The 21,487-nt window shown below is 62.0% G+C and carries 20 protein-coding genes; 5 read left to right on the forward strand and 15 right to left on the reverse strand.

Features of this window, described 5'->3' with window-relative positions; all coding sequences use genetic code 11:
- Positions 1-24 precede the first annotated feature (24 nt).
- From mglC to AC2CGQ_RS11935, 7 genes are all read right to left on the reverse strand, one after another.
- Positions 25-1,035, reverse strand: coding sequence for a galactose/methyl galactoside ABC transporter permease MglC (gene mglC / locus AC2CGQ_RS11905; protein ID WP_004938953.1), 1,011 nt, complete (start codon positions 1,033-1,035; stop codon positions 25-27).
- A gap of 11 nt (positions 1,036-1,046) precedes the next feature.
- Positions 1,047-2,555: a galactose/methyl galactoside ABC transporter ATP-binding protein MglA gene (gene mglA / locus AC2CGQ_RS11910; protein ID WP_004938959.1), complete on the reverse strand. Its 1,509-nt coding sequence runs from the start codon at positions 2,553-2,555 to the stop codon at positions 1,047-1,049.
- Positions 2,556-2,654: 99 nt separating this feature from the next.
- Positions 2,655-3,647: a galactose/glucose ABC transporter substrate-binding protein MglB gene (gene mglB / locus AC2CGQ_RS11915; protein WP_004938962.1), complete on the reverse strand. Its 993-nt coding sequence runs from the start codon at positions 3,645-3,647 to the stop codon at positions 2,655-2,657.
- Between the two features lie 264 nt (positions 3,648-3,911).
- On the reverse strand, positions 3,912-4,949 hold the full coding sequence (gene galS / locus AC2CGQ_RS11920) for an HTH-type transcriptional regulator GalS (RefSeq protein WP_004938964.1): 1,038 nt from the start codon (positions 4,947-4,949) through the stop codon (positions 3,912-3,914).
- A 127-nt stretch (positions 4,950-5,076) separates the two neighbouring features.
- Complete coding sequence (gene yeiB / locus AC2CGQ_RS11925) at positions 5,077-6,249, reverse strand: DUF418 domain-containing protein YeiB (protein ID WP_103085764.1); 1,173 nt, start codon at positions 6,247-6,249, stop codon at positions 5,077-5,079.
- A 79-nt stretch (positions 6,250-6,328) separates the two neighbouring features.
- Positions 6,329-6,994, reverse strand: coding sequence for a GTP cyclohydrolase I FolE (gene folE, locus AC2CGQ_RS11930; RefSeq protein WP_004938969.1), 666 nt, complete (start codon positions 6,992-6,994; stop codon positions 6,329-6,331).
- A 244-nt stretch (positions 6,995-7,238) separates the two neighbouring features.
- The gene (locus AC2CGQ_RS11935) at positions 7,239-8,396 is read right to left on the reverse strand and encodes a YbfB/YjiJ family MFS transporter (protein ID WP_484593680.1); all 1,158 of its coding nucleotides are present in this window, start codon (positions 8,394-8,396) and stop codon (positions 7,239-7,241) included.
- Positions 8,397-8,501: 105 nt separating this feature from the next.
- Between AC2CGQ_RS11935 and ptrR the strand changes: the two genes are divergently transcribed.
- The 3 genes from ptrR to fghA are packed head-to-tail and all read left to right on the forward strand — an operon-like array spanning position 8,502 to position 11,433.
- On the forward strand, positions 8,502-9,422 hold the full coding sequence (gene ptrR, locus AC2CGQ_RS11940) for a putrescine utilization regulator PtrR (RefSeq protein ID WP_004938975.1): 921 nt from the start codon (positions 8,502-8,504) through the stop codon (positions 9,420-9,422).
- Between the two features lie 29 nt (positions 9,423-9,451).
- Positions 9,452-10,576: an S-(hydroxymethyl)glutathione dehydrogenase/class III alcohol dehydrogenase gene (locus AC2CGQ_RS11945; protein ID WP_164122942.1), complete on the forward strand. Its 1,125-nt coding sequence runs from the start codon at positions 9,452-9,454 to the stop codon at positions 10,574-10,576.
- Positions 10,577-10,590: 14 nt separating this feature from the next.
- Entirely contained in the window at positions 10,591-11,433 is an 843-nt protein-coding gene (fghA, locus tag AC2CGQ_RS11950) for an S-formylglutathione hydrolase (RefSeq protein ID WP_048322602.1), read from the forward strand.
- Positions 11,434-11,469: 36 nt separating this feature from the next.
- Here fghA and AC2CGQ_RS11955 read toward each other — a convergent pair whose 3' ends face one another.
- The 8 genes from AC2CGQ_RS11955 to AC2CGQ_RS11990 all read right to left on the reverse strand — a co-directional run bounded on the left by AC2CGQ_RS11955 (position 11,470) and on the right by AC2CGQ_RS11990 (position 19,300).
- Entirely contained in the window at positions 11,470-11,778 is a 309-nt protein-coding gene (locus tag AC2CGQ_RS11955) for a CcdB family protein (RefSeq protein WP_033633716.1), read from the reverse strand.
- Between the two features lie 2 nt (positions 11,779-11,780).
- The gene (locus tag AC2CGQ_RS11960) at positions 11,781-12,023 is read right to left on the reverse strand and encodes a type II toxin-antitoxin system CcdA family antitoxin (RefSeq protein WP_078061989.1); all 243 of its coding nucleotides are present in this window, start codon (positions 12,021-12,023) and stop codon (positions 11,781-11,783) included.
- 81 nt (positions 12,024-12,104) lie between these two features.
- Positions 12,105-13,013: a glutathione ABC transporter permease GsiD gene (gsiD, locus tag AC2CGQ_RS11965; RefSeq protein ID WP_019454428.1), complete on the reverse strand. Its 909-nt coding sequence runs from the start codon at positions 13,011-13,013 to the stop codon at positions 12,105-12,107.
- Between the two features lie 9 nt (positions 13,014-13,022).
- Positions 13,023-13,943: a glutathione ABC transporter permease GsiC gene (gsiC, locus tag AC2CGQ_RS11970; RefSeq protein WP_049241281.1), complete on the reverse strand. Its 921-nt coding sequence runs from the start codon at positions 13,941-13,943 to the stop codon at positions 13,023-13,025.
- Between the two features lie 52 nt (positions 13,944-13,995).
- The gene (gene gsiB / locus AC2CGQ_RS11975; protein ID WP_004938996.1) at positions 13,996-15,531 is read right to left on the reverse strand and encodes a glutathione ABC transporter substrate-binding protein GsiB; all 1,536 of its coding nucleotides are present in this window, start codon (positions 15,529-15,531) and stop codon (positions 13,996-13,998) included.
- A 23-nt stretch (positions 15,532-15,554) separates the two neighbouring features.
- Entirely contained in the window at positions 15,555-17,429 is a 1,875-nt protein-coding gene (locus AC2CGQ_RS11980; RefSeq protein ID WP_099981681.1) for a dipeptide ABC transporter ATP-binding protein, read from the reverse strand.
- 19 nt (positions 17,430-17,448) lie between these two features.
- Entirely contained in the window at positions 17,449-18,405 is a 957-nt protein-coding gene (locus AC2CGQ_RS11985; protein ID WP_099981682.1) for an isoaspartyl peptidase/L-asparaginase family protein, read from the reverse strand.
- Positions 18,406-18,763: 358 nt separating this feature from the next.
- The gene (locus tag AC2CGQ_RS11990) at positions 18,764-19,300 is read right to left on the reverse strand and encodes a DUF924 family protein (RefSeq protein WP_004938999.1); all 537 of its coding nucleotides are present in this window, start codon (positions 19,298-19,300) and stop codon (positions 18,764-18,766) included.
- A gap of 157 nt (positions 19,301-19,457) precedes the next feature.
- Between AC2CGQ_RS11990 and moeA the strand changes: the two genes are divergently transcribed.
- Positions 19,458-20,696, forward strand: coding sequence for a molybdopterin molybdotransferase MoeA (gene moeA / locus AC2CGQ_RS11995; protein WP_099981683.1), 1,239 nt, complete (start codon positions 19,458-19,460; stop codon positions 20,694-20,696).
- A gap of 2 nt (positions 20,697-20,698) precedes the next feature.
- Positions 20,699-21,454 (forward strand): molybdopterin-synthase adenylyltransferase MoeB, encoded by a 756-nt coding sequence (gene moeB / locus AC2CGQ_RS12000; protein WP_099981684.1) that lies wholly within the window; start codon positions 20,699-20,701, stop codon positions 21,452-21,454.
- The last annotated feature ends 33 nt before the right edge of the window (positions 21,455-21,487 follow it).

A 21,487-nucleotide genomic window follows, 5' to 3' on the forward strand; every position in this document is an offset into this window, starting at 1 on the left:
CTTGTCGTCTGTGCTGCGGTAGCTCTACTTCTTCTTGGCGTATTTCAACGAATCCAGCGCCACGGCGAAGATGATGATGCTGCCCTTGATGATGTACTGCCAGTACGGGTTGATGCCGATATAGGTCAGGCCGTAGTTGATGACGGTGAAGATGATCACCCCTGTCACCACGCCCCACACCGTACCCACGCCGCCGGCGAAGGAGACGCCCCCCACCACGCAGGCGGCGATGGCGTCCAGCTCATACATAAAGCCAAGGTTATTGGTGGCGCTGCCGATACGCCCCGCTTCCAGCAGGCCGCCGAAGGCGTAGAACACGCCGGACAGCGCATAGATCATGATCAGGTTCAGCGGTACGTTAACGCCGGAGACCTTGGCCGCTTCCGGGTTGCCGCCGATGGCGAAGATGTTCTTGCCGAAGCGGGTCTTGGTCCACAGGATCCAGACGAAAATGATGGCAATCAGCGCGTAGAAGGTAATATACGACAGCTTAAAATCGCCGAAGCGCAAGAAGCCTTGGGCAAAGGTGGAAAACTTCGGATCAAAGCCCGCGACCGGCGACGCGCCGACCGAATCGTAATACAGCGAGTTGATGCCGTAGACGATGATCATGGTGCCCAAGGTGGTGATGAACGGCGTCACGTTGAGATAGGCGATAATCAGGCCGTTAACCAGGCCGATCACCGCGCCGACCGCACACACCAGCAGGATGACCAGGGGAATCGACCAGGTTTCCATGTGAGGGAACACCTTGTTGACGTTATCCATCGATTGCAGCAGCGTGGCCGCCACCACCGCCGCCAACCCCACCTGCCGCCCGGCGGACAGGTCGGTGCCCTGGGTGACGATCAGCCCCGCCACGCCCAGCGCGATGATGATGCGCACCGAAGACTGCGTCAGGATGTTGCTCAGGTTCATCAGGCTAAGGAAAGTCGGGTCCTGAATGATGATGATGGCCAACAGCACCAGCAACACCACGTAAATGCCGCCTTCCTTGAAATAGGTAAATAAGGTTTTTTTATTTAGCGCGTTCATAATTCCGATCCTTAAAGGTGCAGGGAGGCGAGACGTAAGATTTCATTTTGCGAGGTCTGTTTGGTGTTAACGATGCCCGCAACCTGACCATTGCTCATCACCAAAATACGGTCGGTGATCCCCAACAGCTCCGGCATTTCGGACGAGACGATAATGATCCCCTTGCCCTTCTTCGCTAGCTCGGTCATCAGCTGATAGATCTCGAACTTGGCGCCCACGTCAATGCCGCGCGTCGGTTCATCCAGCATCAGGATCTCCGGCTGCGTCAGCAGCCAGCGGCCGATGATCACCTTCTGCTGATTGCCGCCGGACAGCGAGCCGATATGGGTGTGATGCCCCGGCGTTTTCACCCGCATGGCGTCGATCACCCATTGGGTGTCGCTCTTCATCCGCGCGTTATCCAGCAGGCCGAGCTTGTTTTTATAATTGCGGATATTGGAGATCAGCGAGTTGAAACCCACGTCGAGGTAGGCGTAAATCCCGGTGGATCGCCGCTCTTCGGTCACCAGCGCAAAGCCGTGGTTGATCGCTTCGTTGGCGCTGTGGTTGTCGATCGCCTTGCCGTGCAGCTTGATGGTGCCCGCCACCTTTTCACGAATGCCGAACAGCGTCTCGACGATATCGGTGCGTTTGGCGCCCACCAGCCCGGCGATGCCGAGGATCTCGCCCTGATGCAGATCGAAGGACACATCGCGGATCGAAGGCTGGCGCAGCGATGTCAGGTTCTTCACCTCGAGGATCACCTCACCCGGCGTGTTCTGCCTGTCGGGGAAACGCTGGCTCAGCGAGCGGCCGACCATCATGGCGATGATCTTGTCCATGTCCAGCCCTTCCAGCGGCTGGGTGGCGATCCACTGGCCGTCGCGCAGCACCGTTATCTCGTCGCACAGCTGGAAGATCTCTTCCATCTTGTGCGAGATATAGACGATGCCGCAGCCGCGCTCTTTCAGCTTGCGGATGATGGTGAACAGGTGATTGACCTCCTTCTCCGTCAACGAAGAGGTCGGTTCGTCCATGATGACGATCTTGGCGTCATAGGAAAACGCCTTGGCAATCTCGATCATCTGCATCTGCGACACCGACAGGTTGCCCACCTTTTCGCGCGGGTTGATGTCAATATCCAGCTCGTCGAAGATCGCCTGAGTGTCTTTGAACATCTTGTCCTGATCGACGAACAGGCCTTTGGTCGGGTAGCGCCCCAGCCACATGTTGTCCATCACGGTGCGTTGCAGCACCAGGTTCAGCTCCTGATGCACCATCGAAACGCCGTGTTCCAGCGCTTCCTTCGAGCTCTTGAAATCGATTTCCCGGCCCTGAAATACAATGCTGCCGCTGTCTTTTTTGTAAATGCCGAACAGGCATTTCAACAACGTCGATTTCCCCGCGCCGTTCTCCCCCATCAGGGCGTGAATCGAGTGCGGACGGACGCGTAAATTGACATTGTCCAAGGCTTTGACGCCGGGAAATGACTTACAGATATCCGTCATTTCCAGCAAAAATTCGCGTGAGCTATCGGCCATAAATACACCTGGCTTAACGATCTTGCAGTCGTAAACATCCCCGCCGGCGGTATCCCTGGTGTTGGCGCCGCAGGCGGGGTCTTAGCGGGATCTCAATTCTTATTTAACAAACTGAGACAGGTTGTCTTTATCTACGCCGACGTAAGGAATACGCACGACTTTATTTTCGATTTTATATTGGGTGCCTTCGGTGGCCGGCTTGCCCGCCGCCAGGTTTTTCGCCAGCTCGAAGGTGGCCTTCGCCTGGTTGTCGGCGTCGTTCAGCACCGTGCCCGCCATCGCGCCGGATTTCACCAGCGCCAGCGCTTCAGGCAACGCATCGACGCCGAACACCGGAATACTGGTCTTGTTGTGCGCTTTCAGCGCTTCCACCGCGCCCATCGCCATGGCGTCGTTGTTGGCGATCACCACTTCGATCTTGTTGGCGTTCGGGCCGGAGAGCCAGGCATCCATCTTGTCTTTCGCCTGCGCGGTATCCCACATCGCGGTATCCATCTGCAGCTGCTGGGTCTTGATGCCTTTTTCGTTCAGCGTTTTCACCACGTAGGTGGTGCGCGCTTCGGCATCCGGGTGGCCCGGCTCGCCCTTCAGCAGCACGAACTGGATCTGGCCGTCTTTATTCAGATCCCAGGCCGGGTTGGCTTGCCAGTGTTTGGCGATCAGTTCACCCTGGATCACGCCGGATTCTTTGGAGTCGGTGCCGACGTAATATGCCTTGTCATAGCTGTCCAGCGCCTTGCGGGAAGGTTCTTTGTTGTAGAACACCACCGGGATATCGTTTGCGCGCGCCTTATCGATGACCACCGGCGCAGCGGCCGGGTCGACCAGGTTGATCGCCAGCGCTTTCACGCCCTTGGCCAGCAGCACGTCGATCTGATCGTTCTGTTTGGACTGGTCGTTCTGCGAGTCATTCATCAACAGGGTAACGTCCGGTGAAGCCTTGGCGTCTTTCTCGATCGCCTTACGCACCACCGACATGAAGTTGTCGTCGTATTTGTAAATCGTGACGCCAATACGGGTATCAGCATGGGCTGCGGCGCCAAACATCATGGCTGCGGCCATGGCGGCCAGGGTGAAAACCTTCTTATTCATTGTCAGTCTCCGGTTCTGTGTAGGGTATTACTCGTCTTTGAGCCAATGGTCACCGGCAGTGCGTACACCCCAGGCCTGGCGATTTCCACTCAACACCTGTCGTCCGTGGATCTTGTTATTTCCGAGAAATGCTGTGTCAGCGCGAGATAAAGGTTGCAGCGGCAAGGGCCTTTGCGCCGGAAAACGCCTAGAGCATAGACGGCGCGATGTTAATATTCTGTGAATTTTCTCACAGATTGAAAACGGTTACACAAGATTAAATCGTCAGAGAGTGACCGTCGCCTCACTTTGCCAGGGGGCGACAGAATGGCGCCGCACCAGCGTCGGCATGAACAGATGAGCGGCCTGCGGCTCCGCCAGGCCTGCTGCGCCCTGCAATGCCAGCTCGGTCGCCAACGTGGCCATCGAAACGATCGGGTAACGCACCGTGGTGAGTTTGGGGCTGGTGTAGCGCGCGATGGGAATGTCGTCGAAGCCGATCAGCGAGAAATGCTGCGGCACCGTGATACCGTTTTCTTTCAGCACCGCCATGGCGCCGGCGGCCATGGCGTCGTTGTAGGCGAACACCGCGCTCAGCTGTAAGTTGCGCCCCAGCAGCTCGACCATCGCCGCCTCGCCGCCCTGCAGATCCGGCGAACCGTAGGCACGCCAGTTGTCGGGCGTGGCCAGCCCGGCGGCGGCCATCGCCTGCGCATAGCCCTGCTGGCGCAGCGGCCCGTCTTCGATCGGGTGATTGGAGCCCAGATAGCCGATGCGCCGGTGGCCCTGCGACAGCAAAAGACGCATCGCCATTTCTGCGCCGCAGACGTTATCCAGCCCGACGCAGCGCGGCTCATAGCCGGGGATAATCCGGTTGATCAGCACCATGCCCGGCACCTGCTCCAGAAAACCGATCAGCTCGGCGTCGCTCAGGGCTTTGGCGTGAACAATCAGGGCGTTACAGCGCTGGCGGATCAGCACTTCGATCGCGTGGCGCTCTTTGTCCGCCTGATGATAGCTGTTGCCGATCAGCAGATACTTGTGGTGTTTCTGCGCCACCGTGTCTACCGCTTTCACCAGCGCGCCGAAGAACGGATCGGACACGTCCATCACCACCACGCCCAACGTATCGCTGCTTTGGGTCGCCAACGCCTGCGCGTTGGCATTGGGGCGATAGCCCAGATCCGCCACCGCCTGCAGCACCTGCTCGCGCGTCTCTTTGCTGGTCAGCGCGCTGTGGTTCAGCACGCGGGAGACGGTCGCTACGGAGACCCCGGCGCGTTTCGCCACGTCGCGAATAGTGATCGGATGAACTGGAGGCATGCGGGATCCTGAAATCGGGGTAGTGGCCGGTGGCGCTATCCTACCCCGATTGGCCCGCTGCTCTGCGTGAATTACGTCACAGGAAAGAAAACGTTTACATACATTTTTTTAACCTGCCGACGGGCGCTCACTTCAGCGCTTTGGATTCCGCTTCGCCGGCGGCCATCTGCGTCAATTTGCGCCACAGCCATTCCATCGGCCCCTGTTCGAAGTAACGCAGCCACAGTGCGGAAAAGACCAGGTTGACCAACCAGACCAGCGGCACAAACGCCAACAGCTGCAGCCGGTCAAACTGCTCATAGAGGCCAAAGCGATAAAACAGCGTGGTGCAGATCAGCGTTTGCAGCAGGTAGTTGCTTAACGCCATACGCCCCACCTGGCTCAGCCAGCGGGCGATGCGCAGGCGCGACAGCGCGGGCCAGAAACCGTAACACAGCGCCAGATAGCCCATCGCCTGCAGCGGCGCGCCCAGCTCGCGCGGCACCTGCAGCAGGAAACCGCTCCAGCGATAGTCCCAGTGCACCTGCCATTGCAGCGCCACCGCCGGCAGTTGGATCAGCACGGACAGCGGCAACAGCCACGCCGCCTGCCGCAGGTAATAGCCGGAGGAATAGCTGCCGCGCAGCCAGCCGCTGCGCATCAGCCCGGCGCCGAACAGCATCAGCCCCGCCAGCTCCCAGCCATACTGCGCGCCGATGGCCAGCAGGCTGGACGAGAGCAGATCGGCGCGGCTGCGCCAGGCTTCGAAACCGCCCTGCAGCTTCCAAAACTTCTCGTACTGCAACTCCGCCACGCCCGGCTGCCAGAAGCTGCCCGGCTCACCGTGCGAGACAAAACCGAGCAGCAGCAGCACCGCCACGCCGATCAGGTACAGCACGACGCCGGTTTTCAGCAGTTGGAAGGTGTCTTTGGCCTCGCGGATCATGCGCCAGCACACCAGGCCGATCAGCCCGTAGGCCAGCAGAATGTCACCGTCCCACAGGAAGATGGCGTGCGCGAGGCCGAACAACACCAGCCACGACAGCCGCGCGCGGATCCAGCTTTTGCCGCGCCGCAGCAGCATTTGCAGCCCGGCACCGAACAGCAGCGCGAACATCGCCAGGAACTTGGCCTGGGCGAAGAGATCCAGCAGCGCCCAGGTCCAGGCATCGCGCGATGACGGCATCCCCAGATAGGCCGGATTGAGGTAGGCGGCCTTCGGCAAGCCGAAGGCGCTGATGTTCAGCAATAAAATGCCGAGGATGGCGATGCCGCGCACGCAGTCCAGCGTGGCAATGCGCGGCAGAGGATGACTGTTCATTTTTTATCGCTGTCTTCCGCTCATGAAAAAGGCGCCCGCAGGCGCCTGTTGTCGTCTTGCGGGTCGCCCCGCAACGCCATCACCCCTGGTGGTGACGCACCGCACGCAGGAACTCCTGGCGGGTATTCTGGCTGGACTTGAACAGCCCCCCCAGCGAGGTAGTGGTGGTGGCGCTGGTCGCGTCGCGGATACCGCGCGCCTTGACACAATAATGGACCGCATCGATCGATACCGCCACGTTATTGGTGCCGAGCAGGGTCTGCAGCGCCACCAGGATCTGCTGGGTCAGGCGCTCTTGCACCTGCGGACGCTGGGAGAAGAACTGCACGATGCGGTTGATCTTCGACAGGCCGATCACCGAGTCTTTCGGGATATAGGCCACGGTAGCCTTGCCGTCGATGGTCACGAAGTGGTGTTCACAGGTGCTGGTCAGCGTGATATCGCGCACCGTCACCATCTCATCCACCTTCATCTTGTTCTCGATGACGGTGATTTTCGGGAAGTTGGCGTAGTCCAGCCCGGAGAAGATCTCGTCGACATACATTTTGGCGATGCGATGCGGCGTTTCCGCCAGGCTGTCGTCAGACAGATCGAGATTCAGCAGCTGCATGATTTCGGTCATGTGCTCTTTGATGCGACGCTTGCGCGTTTCGCGATCCAGCACTTCCCCGCGCAGCGGTGTCTCCAGACCACGCTCTTCCAGTGCCGCATGCACCAGCGCGGCTTCTTTACTTAATGATGTCATGTATTTGTTCTCCTGCGGACGGAACCCGCCGGCGGCCTGATAGGGCGTGCGGCCGGCGAATTGCTTGCTCTCGTGACGGCAGAGTTTTCGTGGTGGATAACGTGAACCCGGTCAAGATTTTGCCCCCACTGTAGATGAGAGCGCGGCGATTATCCAGTGATAGTACTTCATCCAGAGGTGAAATCTTCGCATTTAGCACAATCAGGCCGGCTGCGGGTATCCACGCTTTTTGTATGGTTTTTAATCACCGAGTCGCCGTTTTTTGCGCCAACCGCCGCGCCGGGGTATTCACCACCAGCCCTCCGGCCGCCAACAGCGCCGCCACCGCCACATACAGCGCCGGCTCCAGCCGATGGGTCAAGGCGGTCGACAGCGCCGACAGCATCGGCCCGACCAGTTGGCCAATCGCATAACCGGTGGTCAGCAATCCGGCCATGTAACGCGCATGACGCGGCGCCAGCTCACGCCCGTGCTGAAGAGCAAGCTGCACCACGCAAAGGAAACCGCCGCCGGTCAGCAACGCCCCGAGCGCCAGGCCGGCCACGCCCGGCACCACTTCGGCGCTCAGTACGCCGAGCGCCTGTATCCACAGCGTGATCGCCAGCCGGGTCTGGGTGGTCAGCCGATGGCGGGTCAGAATGCCGATGACAATCCCCAGCACCGCCGCGCCGCCGAACACCGGCCAGACGAACTGCGCGAACAGGCTGGCGGGAAAGCGCGCCGCCGCCATCTGCGACAAGAAGGTCGCCGGCAGGATGTAGCCAAAGCCGGCCAGGCTGTAGCTCCACACCAGGCGTTTGAGCGCCGGCGTCAGCAGCAGCGGCTTCGGGGCCACGTCCGGGCGATGCAGCTCGCCGCTGCGCGGCAGAAAGGCGCTAATCCCCCCGACCAGCACCAGCGCCAGCCCGCCATACACCAACCAGGCCTGCGCCGCCGTCAGCCCCAGCGCGTTGATGCCCACCGCCAGCATGCCGCTGAGGAAGATGCCGGCGCCCGGCCCGGCGAACACCGCTGCGCTCAGCGCCGGCCGGCCGTAGTGTGCCAACCGCTCGTTGGTCCAGGCCGCCACCAGCACCATCGCCCAGCCGCTGGCCCAGCCGATGACGAAGCGCAGCGCGCCGTGCGTCCATTCATCCTGCGCCAGCGCCGACAGTAGCGTCAGCGCCATCGCGCCCCATACGCCCAGCCACAGGCGCCGCTCGACGTGGCGCGTGGCGCGCATCGCGTCGTAGGCGCCGCACAGGTAGCCCAAATAGTTGATCGCCGCCACCAGCCCAGCACCGGTCAGGCTGAACTGATGTTCCGCGATCATCAGCGGCACCTGAGGGGTGAAAGCGAAGCGGCCAATGCCCATCGCCACGATCAGCGCGGCAAACCCGCTCAAGGCAATACGTAAAGCCATATCGGCATCCAAAAGGTTAAAAGAAAGTTGCCAGTATCATGCCGCAGTATTAAACTCACAAAAACTGAATAATACTAATCAAGTTCATCACGAAACGAGAACATTATGGATCTGACCCAGCTTCGCATGTTCTGCTGCGTAGCGGAAACCGGCTCGGTCGCCCGCGCCGCCGAGCAGCTGCACCGCGTGCCGTCGAATCTGACCACCCGGCTGCGCCAGCTCGAGCAGGAGCTGGGCGCCGATCTGTTTATCCGCGAAAAACAGCGCCTGCGCCTGTCGCCGATGGGCCATAACTTTCTGTGCTACGCCAACCGCATCCTGGCGCTGAGCGACGAGGCGATGAGCATCACCCACGCCGGCGAACCGGCGGGCAACTTCGCCCTCGGCTCGATGGAGAGCACCGCCGCGACCCGCCTGCCCTCGCTGTTGGCGGCTTATCACCAGCGCTTCTCGCAGGTTTCACTGTCGCTGACCACCGGCACCTCCGGCGAAATCGCCGATCGGGTGCGCGCCGGCACGCTGGCGGCGGCGCTGGTCGACGGCCCGGTGCCTTATGACGAGTTGAACGGCTGTATCGCCTATCCTGAACATATGGTGGTGATCTCCTGTCTCGATCACGCGCCGATCCACAGCGCCAAAGACGCCAACGGCGAGACGCTGTTCGCCTTTCGCGCCAGCTGCTCTTACCGCCTGCGGCTGGAGGCCTGGTTCAAGCGCGAAGGCGCGCGGCCGGGGCAGATCATGGAGATCCAGTCCTATCACGCCATGCTGGCCTGCGTCGCCAGCGGCGCCGGGCTGGCGATGATCCCGCATTCGGTGCTCAGCCTGCTGCCGGGCCATGAGCGGGTTCGGGTTCATACCCTGCCGCCGGACGTGGCCGACACCGCCACCTGGCTGCTGTGGCGCCGCGACGCGTTCGGGCCGAACGTGCGCGCGCTGAAAGAATTGATTATTGAACAGACGGAAACCGCCGCTGTTGATGAAAGCACCCCCAACGATTTATCAGACGTTAGCGATATCGCCTGATTTAAAAGAAAACCACTGAGGAGACTATGATGGAGATGATCAAAACCCGCGCCGCCGTTGCCTGGGGCCCGAACCAGCCGCTGAAGATCGAAGAAGTCGATCTGATGCCACCGCAAAAAGGCGAAGTGCTGGTGCGGATCGTCGCTACCGGCGTCTGCCATACCGACGCCTACACCCTGTCCGGCAAAGATCCGGAAGGCGTGTTCCCGGCGATCCTCGGCCATGAGGGCGGCGGCGTGGTGGAAGCGGTCGGTGAAGGCGTCACCAGCGTGGCGGTCGGCGACCACGTGATCCCGCTCTATACCCCGGAATGCGGCGAGTGCAAATTCTGTAAATCCGGCAAGACCAACCTGTGCCAGGCGATCCGCGCCACTCAGGGTAAAGGCCTGATGCCGGACGGCACCACCCGCTTCTTCAAGGACGGCAAGCCGATCTTCCACTACATGGGCACCTCCACCTTCTCCGAATACACCGTGGTGCCGGAAATTTCACTGGCGAAAATCAACAAGGAAGCGCCGCTGGAGGAAGTGTGCCTGCTGGGCTGCGGCGTCACTACCGGCATGGGTGCGGTGATGAACACCGCCAAAGTGCAACCGGGCGACACCGTGGCGATCTTCGGCCTGGGCGGCATCGGCCTGTCGGCGATCATCGGCGCGCAGATGGCCGGCGCAGGCCGCATCATCGGCATCGACATCAACACCAGCAAGTTCGATCTGGCGCGCAAGCTGGGCGCTACCGATCTGATCAACCCGAAAGACTATGACAAACCGATTCAGGAGGTGATCGTCGAGCTGACCGACGGCGGCGTCGACTTCTCCTTCGAGTGCATCGGCAACGTCAACGTGATGCGTTCCGCGCTGGAATGCTGCCACAAGGGCTGGGGGGAATCGGTGATCATCGGCGTCGCGGGCGCCGGCGAAGAGATCTCGACCCGGCCGTTCCAGCTGGTCACCGGCCGCGTCTGGCGCGGCTCGGCATTCGGCGGCGTCAAGGGCCGTTCGCAGCTGCCGGGCATCGTCGAGCGCTATCTGGACGGCGAATTCGCGCTGAACGACTTTATCACCCACACCATGGGGCTGGAGCAGATCAACGAAGCGTTCGATTTGATGCACGAAGGCAAATCGATCCGCACCGTCATCCACTTCGACCAATAAGCCAGGAGGCAGAGATGACGTTGTCATTGGAACTTCTCGAAGAGCACCGCATGTTCGGCGGCTGGCAACAGCGTTATCGCCACGCGGCGCAGAGCCTGAATTGCAACATGACATTCAGCATCTACCTGCCGCCGCCGCGCGATGATAACCCGCCGCCGGTGCTGTACTGGCTGTCGGGGCTGACCTGCAACGACGAGAACTTCACGTTGAAAGCCGGCGCGCAGCGCATCGCCGCCGAGCTGGGCCTGGTGCTGGTGATGCCGGACACCAGCCCGCGCGGCGACGAGGTGCCGAACGATGAAGGCTACGATCTGGGCCAGGGCGCCGGATTCTACCTGAACGCCACCCAGGCGCCGTGGGATCGTCACTTCCGCATGTACGACTACATCAGCGCCGAACTGCCGGCGCTGATCGCACAGCACTTCAGCGTCAGCGATCGTCAGTCGATCTTCGGCCACTCGATGGGCGGCCACGGCGCGCTGATGATGGCGTTTCGCAATCCGCAGCGCTTCCGCTCGGTATCGGCCTTCGCGCCGATCGTCAACCCGTGCCAGGTGCCGTGGGGCCGCAAAGCCTTCACTGCCTATCTGGGCAGCGACGAAAGCCAGTGGCTGCAGTACGACAGCTGCCATCTGCTGGCCAGCGGCGCGGAGAAAATGCCGGTCCTTATCGATCAGGGCGACGACGACCAGTTCCTGGCCGATCAGCTGCAGCCGGCGCGGCTGGCCGAACTGGCGCGCCAGCGCGACTGGCCGCTGACGCTGCGCATTCAGCCGGGGTACGATCACAGCTACTTCACCATCGCCACCTTCGTGGAAGATCACCTGCGCTTCCACGCCGAGCACCTGTTCCGCTGATAAAAAAGTCCGGGCGGTTAAACCGCCCGGATTTCTTCAAAAGCCATCAATCAGAAAATCGATGGCAGCTTTAATTTGATTCCTGTGCTCATTGGCATTACCAACGGCCTTCCCGAGCTGTGAAATACGTACGGCAGCCATCTCATGCGTCATAACGAGAAACTTTTCGCCGTTTACCTCAATCTCCGGGCATAAGCGTGCAGAAATTTTAACCCTGACGTTATCCAAAGCATAAAGAGGAATCATTAACCGGGTCGAGAGGGCATCAATAAGATCGCTTTGAACGTCCAGTAAGTAGGGATAGGCTGATGCCGGATATGTATTGTCATATACGGTAAACTGCATATTTAAAATGTCCGATATTCATCAGACAACAAACCATTTTCTTCAGTGATACGATTAAGTTCTTCTAACGCCGCACGATTTTGCTCGCGCCACTGTTGAATCTCAATGTCCCTGACACGAACGCTCAATGCGTCCGTCAATACGGATGACACATTGACGCCCAGGGATTTTGCGCGCTGGAAAAGATCGCGATCGATGGTTACGTTGACTGTCTTTTTCGTCACATTGTTATTTGCCATATCCATTCCTCATCCCTGTAATATACACGGGTCAAATTTTCATCAATTATACTCGTAAAACAGGGGTATGCCAATTCAGCGATGCCCTCACCCCTTCAGCTTCGGATCCAGCGCGTCGCGCAATCCGTCCCCCAACAGGTTGAACGCCAGCACGGTGATGAATATCGCCAGGCTGGGGAAGATCGCCACGTGCGGCGCGATCACCATATCGGCGCGTGCCTCATTGAGCATCGCCCCCCACTCCGGCGTCGGCGGCTGGGCGCCCAGCCCCAAAAACGACAGGCTGGCGGCGGTGATGATCGAGGTGCCGATGCGCAGGGTGAAATAGACTACGATCGACGACAACGTGCCCGGCAGAATGTGCCGCAGAATGATAGTCCAGTCCGAGGCGCCGATGCTGCGCGCCGACTCGATATAGGTCAGGTGCTTCAGCACCAGCGTGTTGCCGCGCACCAGGCGGGCAAAGGCCGGAATGCTGAAGATCGCCACCGCGACGATCACGTTGGCCATGCCGCTGCCCATGATCGCCACCACGCCGATCGCCAGCAGAATGCCGGGAAACGCGAACAGCACGTCGCAGACGCGCATGGTGAGGCGATCCCACCAGCCCTCATAGTAGCCAGCCAGCAGCCCCAGCAAGGTGCCGATCGCCCCGCCCGCCAGCACCGAGAACACCCCGGCCGCCAGCGAAATGCGCGTGCCCATCAGGATGCGGCTGAAGATATCGCGCCCGAGGGAATCCACCCCCAGCCAGTGCATCAGCGAAGGCCCCTCGTTCAGCCGATCGTAATCGAAATAGTTTTCCGCATCGAACGGTGCCAGATAAGGCGCCAGCAGCGCCGCCGCAATCAGCAGCAGCACCAACAGACCGGCGACCAGCGCCGCCCGCTGGCGGCGAAAACGCCGCCAAAACTCACCCCACGGCGTGCGTACCGCGTTGGGGTCAATAAGCGGCATCGCCTTCAGTGCAGCGTTGCGCCGCCAATGCTTAATCATGCCGCATCCTCATTGGTAACGAATCGCCGGGTTGATCGCCGCGTACAGCATATCCACCAGCAGGTTGATCAGGATGAACTCCAGCGAGAACAACAGCACCTCGGCCTGGATCACCGGGTAATCGCGCATCTCCACCGAGTCCACCAGCAAGCGCCCCAGCCCCGGCCAGTTGAACACCTTCTCCACCACGATCGAACCGCCGAGCAGGAAGCCGAACTGCAGCCCCATCATGGTCACCACCGGGATCATCGCATTGCGCAGGCCGTGTTTCATCACCACCACGCTTTCTCTCACGCCCTTGGCGCGCGCGGTGCGCATGTAGTCTTCCTGCAGCACCTCGACGAACGAAGCGCGGGTGAAACGCGCCATCACCGCCGCCACCGCCGCCCCCAGGGTTACCGAAGGCAGAATGTAGTGCCGCCAGCTGTCGGCGCCCACCGTCGGCAGCCACCCCAGCTCGACCGAGAACACCTGCATCAGCAGCATGCCGAGCGCAAAGGCCGGGAACGAGATCCCCGATACCGCCAGCGTCATGCCGAGGCGATCCGGCCAACGGTTACGCCACACCGCCGACACCACGCCGATCGCCAGACCGAACGCCACCGCCCACAGCATGCTGGCGACGGTCAGCCAGAAGGTCGGCAGAAAGCGCGAGGCGATCTCTTCGCTCACCGGGCGTTTGGACACCATCGAGATGCCGAAGTCGCCCCGCAGCGCGTTGACGAAAAAGTGCGCGAACTGCTGCGGCAGCGGCTTATCCAGCCCCAAATCCTTGCGCACCAGCTGCACCACCGCCTCGTCGGCCTCCGGCCCCGCCGCCAGCCGCGCCGGATCGCCCGGCAGCAGGTGGACGAACAGGAACACCAGCACCGCCACGATCAGCAGCGTCGGGATCAGGCCCAGCAGTCGTTTCAGAAAATAATTGAGCATCTCATTCCTTCCCCCGCCCGCAGCCGCGTGGCCACGGGCGGGGATGGGCGCCTTATTTCAGATCGGCGTTATCAAAGTTGAACGAGGTATCCGGCATCACGTAGAAACCACTCAGCTGTTTGCTGTTGGCCGACAACAGACGTTCGGTCGCCAGGAAGATCCAGGGCGCGTCGGCCCAGATACGATCCTGCGCGTCCTGATACAGTTTCTGCTTCTCGGCGCGATCGGTGGTCGCCAGCGCGTCGGTCAGATCCTTGTCCACCTGCGGATTGCTGTAGAACGCGGTGTTGAACTGCTTCGGCGGCGCCGCCTGGGTGGAGAACAGCGGCGACAGCGCCCAGTCCGCTTCCCCGGTCGAGGCCGACCAGCCGGTATAGAACAGCCGCACGCCGGTGTCTTTCACCCCGACGCTCTCCACCTGCGCCGCGCGCTGCCCGGCATCCATCGCCGTCACCGTCACTTTCACCCCCACCTGCGCCAGCTGCTGTTGGGTGAACTGCAGCACTTTCTGCGCGGTGCTGTGGTTGTGGGAAGACCACAGCGTGGTGGTGAAGCCGTTCGGGTAGCCGGCCTCTTTCAGCAGCTCGCGCGCCTTGGCCGGATCGTACGGCCACGGCTTGTAGCGGGCGGCGAAATCGATGGCCGGCGGCACCGGCCCTTCCGCCGGCACCGCGTAACCGGCGAATGCCACCTTGATCAGCGCGTCCTTATTGATGGCGTAGTTCAGCGCCTGACGTACCTTCGGGTTGTCGAACGGCTTTTGGGTGACGTTCATGCTGATGTAACGCTGCAGGATCGACGGCGCGGCCACCACGTCCAGCTTGGCGTTGCCTTCCAGCACCTTGGCCTGCTCGTAAGGGATCGGGAAGGCGAAGGTCGCCTCGCCGGTCTGCAGCATCGCCGCGCGGGTGTTGTTATCCACCACCGGGCGCCAGGTGATGCTGTCGAGCTTCGGCAGCCCCGGCTGCCAGTAGCCGTCGAACTTCTTCACCTTGACGAAATCGGTCTGGTTCCAGGTCACGAACTGATACGGCCCGGTGCCGACCGGGTGGAAACCGATCTCCTTGCCGTATTGTTTCAGCGCCGCCGGCGAGATGATCGCCGCCGCCGGGTGCGCCAGATTGTTGACGAACGCCGAGAACGGCGCCTTCAGCACGATCTTCACCGTATTGGCGTCCACCGCCTCGGTTTTGTCGATCATCTTGAACAGGTTGTAGCGCTTGAGGTGGCTGTCCGGGTTGCTGGCGCGGTCGAGGTTGACTTTCACCGCCTCGGCGTTGAACGCGGTGCCGTCGTGGAATTTAATGCCCTGGCGCAGTTTGACGGTGTAGGTCAGGCCGTCTTTGCTGACCTCATAGCTGTCCGCAAGCACGTTCACCAGCTTCATGTCCTTATCAAAGCCGAACAGCCCCTGATAGAAAGACTTGGCCACCGCCTGCGACAGCGTGTCGTTGGCGTCGTAAGGATCGAGGGTGGTGAAGTTGGAGGCCACGGCGATCACCGCGTCCTTCGCCGCCCAGACCGGGCCGGTCCCCGCCGCCAGCAGTACGGCGGCCAACAGCGCATTGCGTTTGAATGTGTGCTTCATGTCGCTTGTCTCTCCTGAGGTCTTTAAAAAGCACCGGCGATCGGGTGGCGGGCGACAAAGTGCCCGGCGCCAACCTGCACCAGCGGTGCGGTAACGGGTTCATCGCCCAGCGCGCGCACCGGGCTGGGGATCTCATCGGCCGGCAGCGGCTGCCGTTTGTGGGCGTGAGCGGGATCGGCCACCGGCACCGCCGCCATCAGCTTGCGGGTGTAGGGATGCTGCGGATTGTCGAACACCGCCTGCCGCGGGCCGATCTCGACGATCTGCCCGAGGTACATCACCGCCACCCGGTGGCTGATCCGCTCCACCACCGCCATGTCGTGCGAAATGAACAAGAAAGCGATGCCGAATTCGCGCTGCAGATCGAGCAACAGATTGACGATCTGCGCCTGAATCGACACGTCCAGCGCCGAGACCGCCTCATCGGCGATCACCACTTTCGGGTTCAGCGCCAGCGCGCGCGCGATGCAGATGCGCTGGCGCTGACCGCCGGAAAATTCGTGCGGGTAGCGGCGCGCATGTTCCGGCAACAGGCCGACGCGTTCCAATAGCCAGGCCACCCGCCGTTCCGCCTCGCGGCCGCGCATCACGTTGTGCACCAGCAGCGGCTCCATGATGGAGAAACCGACCGTCAGGCGCGGATCGAGCGAGGCGTAAGGATCTTGAAAAATGAACTGAATATCGCGCCGCAGGTGCTGCAGCGCCGATCCCTTCAACCGATCGATTCGCCGCCCGGCGAAGGTGATGGTGCCGCTTTGGCTGTCCACCAGCTTCAGCAAAGAGCGCCCGGTGGTGGACTTGCCGCAGCCGGACTCGCCCACCAGCCCCAGCGTCTCGCCGGGGTAAAGATCGAAACTGACGTTTTCCACCGCGTGCACCCGGCGAGTGACCCGATTGAACAGCCCGCCGCGCAGATCAAAACGCGTGACCAGATGCTCCACCCGCAGGATCGGCGCGGCGTTTAACGGCACGTTATCCTGCGGTGCTTCATCGCCCTCGCCACCCGGCAGCGGAAACTTTGCCGGCAGCGGCCGATCGGCCATCGCCCCCAGCTTCGGCACCGCCGCCAACAGCGCCTGGGTATAGGCCTGCTGCGGCGTGGCAAACAGCTCGCGCACCCGATTTTGCTCCACCTGCTCACCGCGGCGCATCACCAGCACCCGGTCAGCGATCTCCGCCACCACGCCCATGTCGTGAGTGATGAAGATCACCCCCATCTGCATCTCCTGTTGTAGCACGCGGATCAGCTGCAGGATCTGCGCCTGAATGGTGACGTCGAGGGCGGTGGTGGGCTCATCGGCGATCAACAGCGCCGGCTTGCAGGAGAGCGCCATGGCGATCATCACCCGCTGGCGCATGCCGCCGGAAAGCTGGTGCGGGTAGCGCCCCAACACCTCTTTAGCCTCCGGAATACGCACCAGATCGAGCATGCGCAGCGCCTCCTGGCGCGCGCTGCGGTGATCCATGCCCTGATGCAAACGCAGCGATTCGGCGATCTGCTCGCCGACCGGAAACACCGGGTTGAGCGAGGTCATCGGTTCCTGGAAGATCATCGCCATGTCGGCGCCGCGCACCGTGCGCAGCGTGCTCTGCGAGGCGCGCGCCAGATCGAGCAGCGCGCCGTCGCGCCGGCGCAGCGTCATGGCGCCGCCGACGATGCGCCCGCCGCCCTGCTCCACCAGCCGCATCAGCCCCAGTGAAGTCACCGATTTGCCGGAGCCGGACTCGCCGACGATCGCCAGCGTCTCGCTGCGATCGAGCTCGAACGACAGGTTGCGCACCGCTTCCACGGCACCTTCCGATTGAGGAAAACTGATGCTCAGATCGCGCACCGACAGCACACGCTGCGGCGGCAATGACAACCCATCGCCAACGGGCCGAAATGAAACGTCGGTCATACACCCTCCCGGTGAACGCTTAGCGATAAATCCCGACGGACGGCGCATCGCCGACATAGCCAAAACCGCGGTACATCCCCTCGCTGTTGAACGGCAGCGCGATATTGCCGTGACGATCGACGGCGATCATGCCGCCGCTGCCGCCCAGCGCCGGCAGCTTCTCCATCACCACCCGATCGCTGGCCTCTTGCAGGCTGAGGCCGCCGTATTCGATCAGGGCGGAGACGTCATAGGCCGCCACGCCGCGCATGAAGATTTCGCCGGTGCCGGTGCTGGAGACCGCCACCGTGGCGTTGTTGGCATAGCAACCGGCGCCGATGATCGGCGTGTCGCCTACCCGCCCGGCCTGCTTGTTGGTCATGCCACCGGTGGAAGTGGCGGCGGCGAGGTTGCCCAGCGCATCCAGCGCCACCGCGCCGACGGTGCCGAATTTGCGATCGGGATCGAGCGGATCGCCGGCCTGCGTCGCGCCGTCGTGATCGAGCAGCACCCGCCCCTGCTCCGCCTGGGCGCGGTGCAACTGATCAAAGCGTTCCTGGGTAAAGAAGAAGTCGGGAGTAACCATTTCCAGGCCGTGGGCGGCGGCAAACTTCTCGGCGCCTTCGGCGGCAAACAGCACGTGCTCGCTGTTTTCCAGCACCGCGCGCGCCGCCAGCACCGGGTTGCGGACGCGGCTGACGCCGGCGACGGCGCCGGCGTCGCAGGTGCGGCCGTCCATCACGCAGGCGTCCAGTTCGTGGGTGCCCTGATGGGTAAACACCGAGCCTTTGCCGGCGTTGAACAGCGGGCATTCCTCCAGCAGCCGCACCGCTTCGGTCACCGCGTCCAGCGCGCTGCCGCCCTGCGCCAGTACCGCCTGCCCGGCGGCCACGATCTCGGACAGCGCCTGGATATACTGCCGTTCTTTTTCCGCACTCAGCGCCGCCCGGGTAATTGCGCCCGCGCCGCCATGAATGGCAATCACTGGTTTGCTCATTTGCCTGACACCCTGTGTTAATCCCGCCGTTGCGCAGCGAATAAGCTGAGCGCGGTATCATTATTATTCAGTCTTTTTCGACTCTATTTAGTCCTACAGTGGAAGTACAGCATAACGTCCACGTCCCGCTTTTAGCGTAGCGCGCTTAGACCATTTCGCACCTTGAAATAGCTTATTGGAATAAAAACAGCAGGTTATAAAAAGCGGCAAACCGCTGACAGTGCGGCTGGGATTATTGGTAATTTCGCAAGAGGAAATAGCGGCATGGCATAATGAAATAAACGTTCGCGCTGAGTCACGCTTATTGTGTCGCCCGACCTGCTGTTTTTTCCCCGGCCGGGCGCAGATGATCCGACGATTAAAAACCCGAGCCGGGCTGCCGTAAAAAGGCCTCTTCTTCCGGCGTGCTGATGCGCCCCAATATTGCGTTGCGATGCGGGTAGCGGCCGAAACGATCGATGATCGCCTTATGCCGTAGCTCGAACTCCAGCTGGTCGCCGTTATTAAGTTCGGTATATAACACCAGCGCCTGCTGGTGGATCAGCGGTGATTCCGAATGCATGAACGGCAGATAAAGGAAGCCGCGCTGCTCACGGCTCAGCCGTTCGCACTCGCCGCTGCGGATCGCCTCCTGCGCCAGGACCAGCGCCATGCCGTCGCAGGCGAACGACTGCGGCGTGCCGCGAAACAGGTTACGGCTGAACTGATCGAGCACGATCACCTCCGCCAGGCGCCCTTCGATGGTGTCGCGCCAGTGCGCCAGTTCCCCCGCCGCCGCCGCCCGCCAGATTTCGCCGAAGCGGCTATGCAGCAGACGATCGAAATCATCGTCCTTTTTGAACCACATCACCGGTTCGATCTCGTCGAACCAGAACTCGATAACCTGTTTATGCATCATGATCCTCCTCTGTTTTACGCAGTTTATACCCGTTCACGCTTCCGGCGCAGTGCGAAAGATGGCGGGCATACCCCGTTCTCCCCCCCGGCGTTCTCTGCCATAATAGCCGCACTTTGTCGCTATCATTGCGCACCCTGATTACGGAGTTCCCCTTATGGATCATTGCCATACTTCCGATCTCATCTCCCTGGAGCAAGCGCTGGAAAAAATGCTCGGGCAGATCGCCCCGCTGCAACAGACCGAATCCGTCGCGCTGACCGCCGCCGCCGGCCGCATCACCGCCGCGCCGGTGGTCTCACCGCTCGACGTGCCGCCGTTCGCCAACTCGGCGATGGACGGCTATGCGGTACGCCTCGCCGATCTGGCGGCCAATGCGCCGTTGCCGGTCGCCGGGAAAGCCTTCGCCGGCGCGCCGTTCGACGGCCAATGGCCGGCCAACAGCTGCGTGCGCATCATGACCGGCGCGCCGATCCCGGCCGGGGCGGAAGCGGTTGTCATGCAAGAGCAGGCCGAAGTAAGCGACCAGGGCGTGCGTTTTACCGCCCCGGTAGAAGCCGGCCAGAATATCCGTTTAGCGGGTGAAGACATTCGCCAAGGCGCCAGCGTGTTGCCGGCCGGCGTGAAGCTGGGCGCCGCGCAGCTGCCGCTGCTGGCTTCGCTCGGCGTCGCCGAAGTGCAGGTGATGCGTAAGCTGAAGGTCGCGGTGTTCTCCACCGGCGACGAACTGCAGCCGGTCGGCCAGCCGCTGCAGGCAGGCCAGATCTACGACACCAACCGCTTCGCGGTGCGCCTGATGCTGGAGCAGATGGGCTGTGAAGTGCTCGATCTCGGCATTATCCGCGACGATCGCGATGCGCTGCGCGCCGCCTTTACACAGGCGGACAGCCAGGCTGACGTGGTGATCAGCAGCGGCGGCGTCTCGGTCGGCGAAGCCGACTACACCAAACAGATGCTCGACGAACTGGGCCAGGTCAGCTTCTGGAAGCTGGCGATCAAACCCGGCAAACCGTTCGCCTTCGGCAAACTGGGCCACGCCTGGTTCTGCGGCCTGCCGGGCAACCCGGTTTCCGCCGCCCTGACCTTCTACCAGCTGGTGCAACCGCTGCTGGCGAAGCTGGCCGGCCACAGCGACTGGCGCCTGCCGCCGCGCCTGCACGCCCGCGCGCTGACGCCGCTGAAGAAATCGCCGGGGCGCCTCGATTTTCAGCGCGGCGTGTTCAGCAGCAACGCCGCGGGCGAACTGGAGGTCAGCACCACCGGCCACCAGGGCTCGCACGTCTTCAGCTCCTACAGCCAGGGCAACTGTTTCATCGTGCTGGAGCGCGAACGCGGTTCGGTGGCGGCGGGTGAAACGGTGGAGATCGAGCCGTTCAACGCCCTGCTGAGGAGCTGAACATGTTGCCGGAATTGACCGACGCCGAAGCGCTGCGCTACAACCGCCAGATCGTCCTGCGCGGCTTTGACTTCGACGGCCAGGAGAAGCTGAAGGCCGCCCGCGTGCTGATCGCCGGGCTGGGCGGGCTGGGCTGCGCCGCCGCGCCTTATCTGGCGGCGGCCGGCGTCGGCCATCTGGTGCTGGTGGATTTCGACACCGTCTCGCTCTCCAACCTGCAGCGCCAGATCCTGCACCGCGACGATCGCATCGGCCAGAGCAAAGTCAGCTCCGCCAGGCAGGAGCTGAGCGCCATCAATCCGCATATCCGCATCGATGCCATCGACGGTCGTCTGGAAGATGACGCGGTCGCGGCAGAGATCGCCGCCTGCGATCTGGTGCTGGACTGCACCGACAACGTGGCGGCGCGCGACGCCCTGAACCGCCTGTGCCACGCACTGCGCAAACCGCTGGTTTCCGGCGCGGCGATCCGCATGGAAGGCCAGCTCAGCGTGTTCACCTATCAGCCGGGCGAGCCCTGCTACCGCTGCCTGAGCCGGCTGTTCGGCGACAGCGCCCTCACCTGCGTCGAAGCGGGCGTGATGGCGCCGCTGGTCGGCACCATCGGCACCCTGCAGGCGATGGAAGCCATCAAGCTGCTGGCCGACTACGGTCAGCCGCTGCGCGGCAAACTGTTGATGTTCGATGCGATGAGCATGCAGTTCCGCGAGATAAAGCTGCCGAAGGATCCGCACTGCGAGGTGTGCGGCGGGGAATGACGGATAAAAAAAGGGCGGGATAATTCCCGCCCT

This window comes from Serratia sp. DFXYC6, from assembly GCF_057196085.1.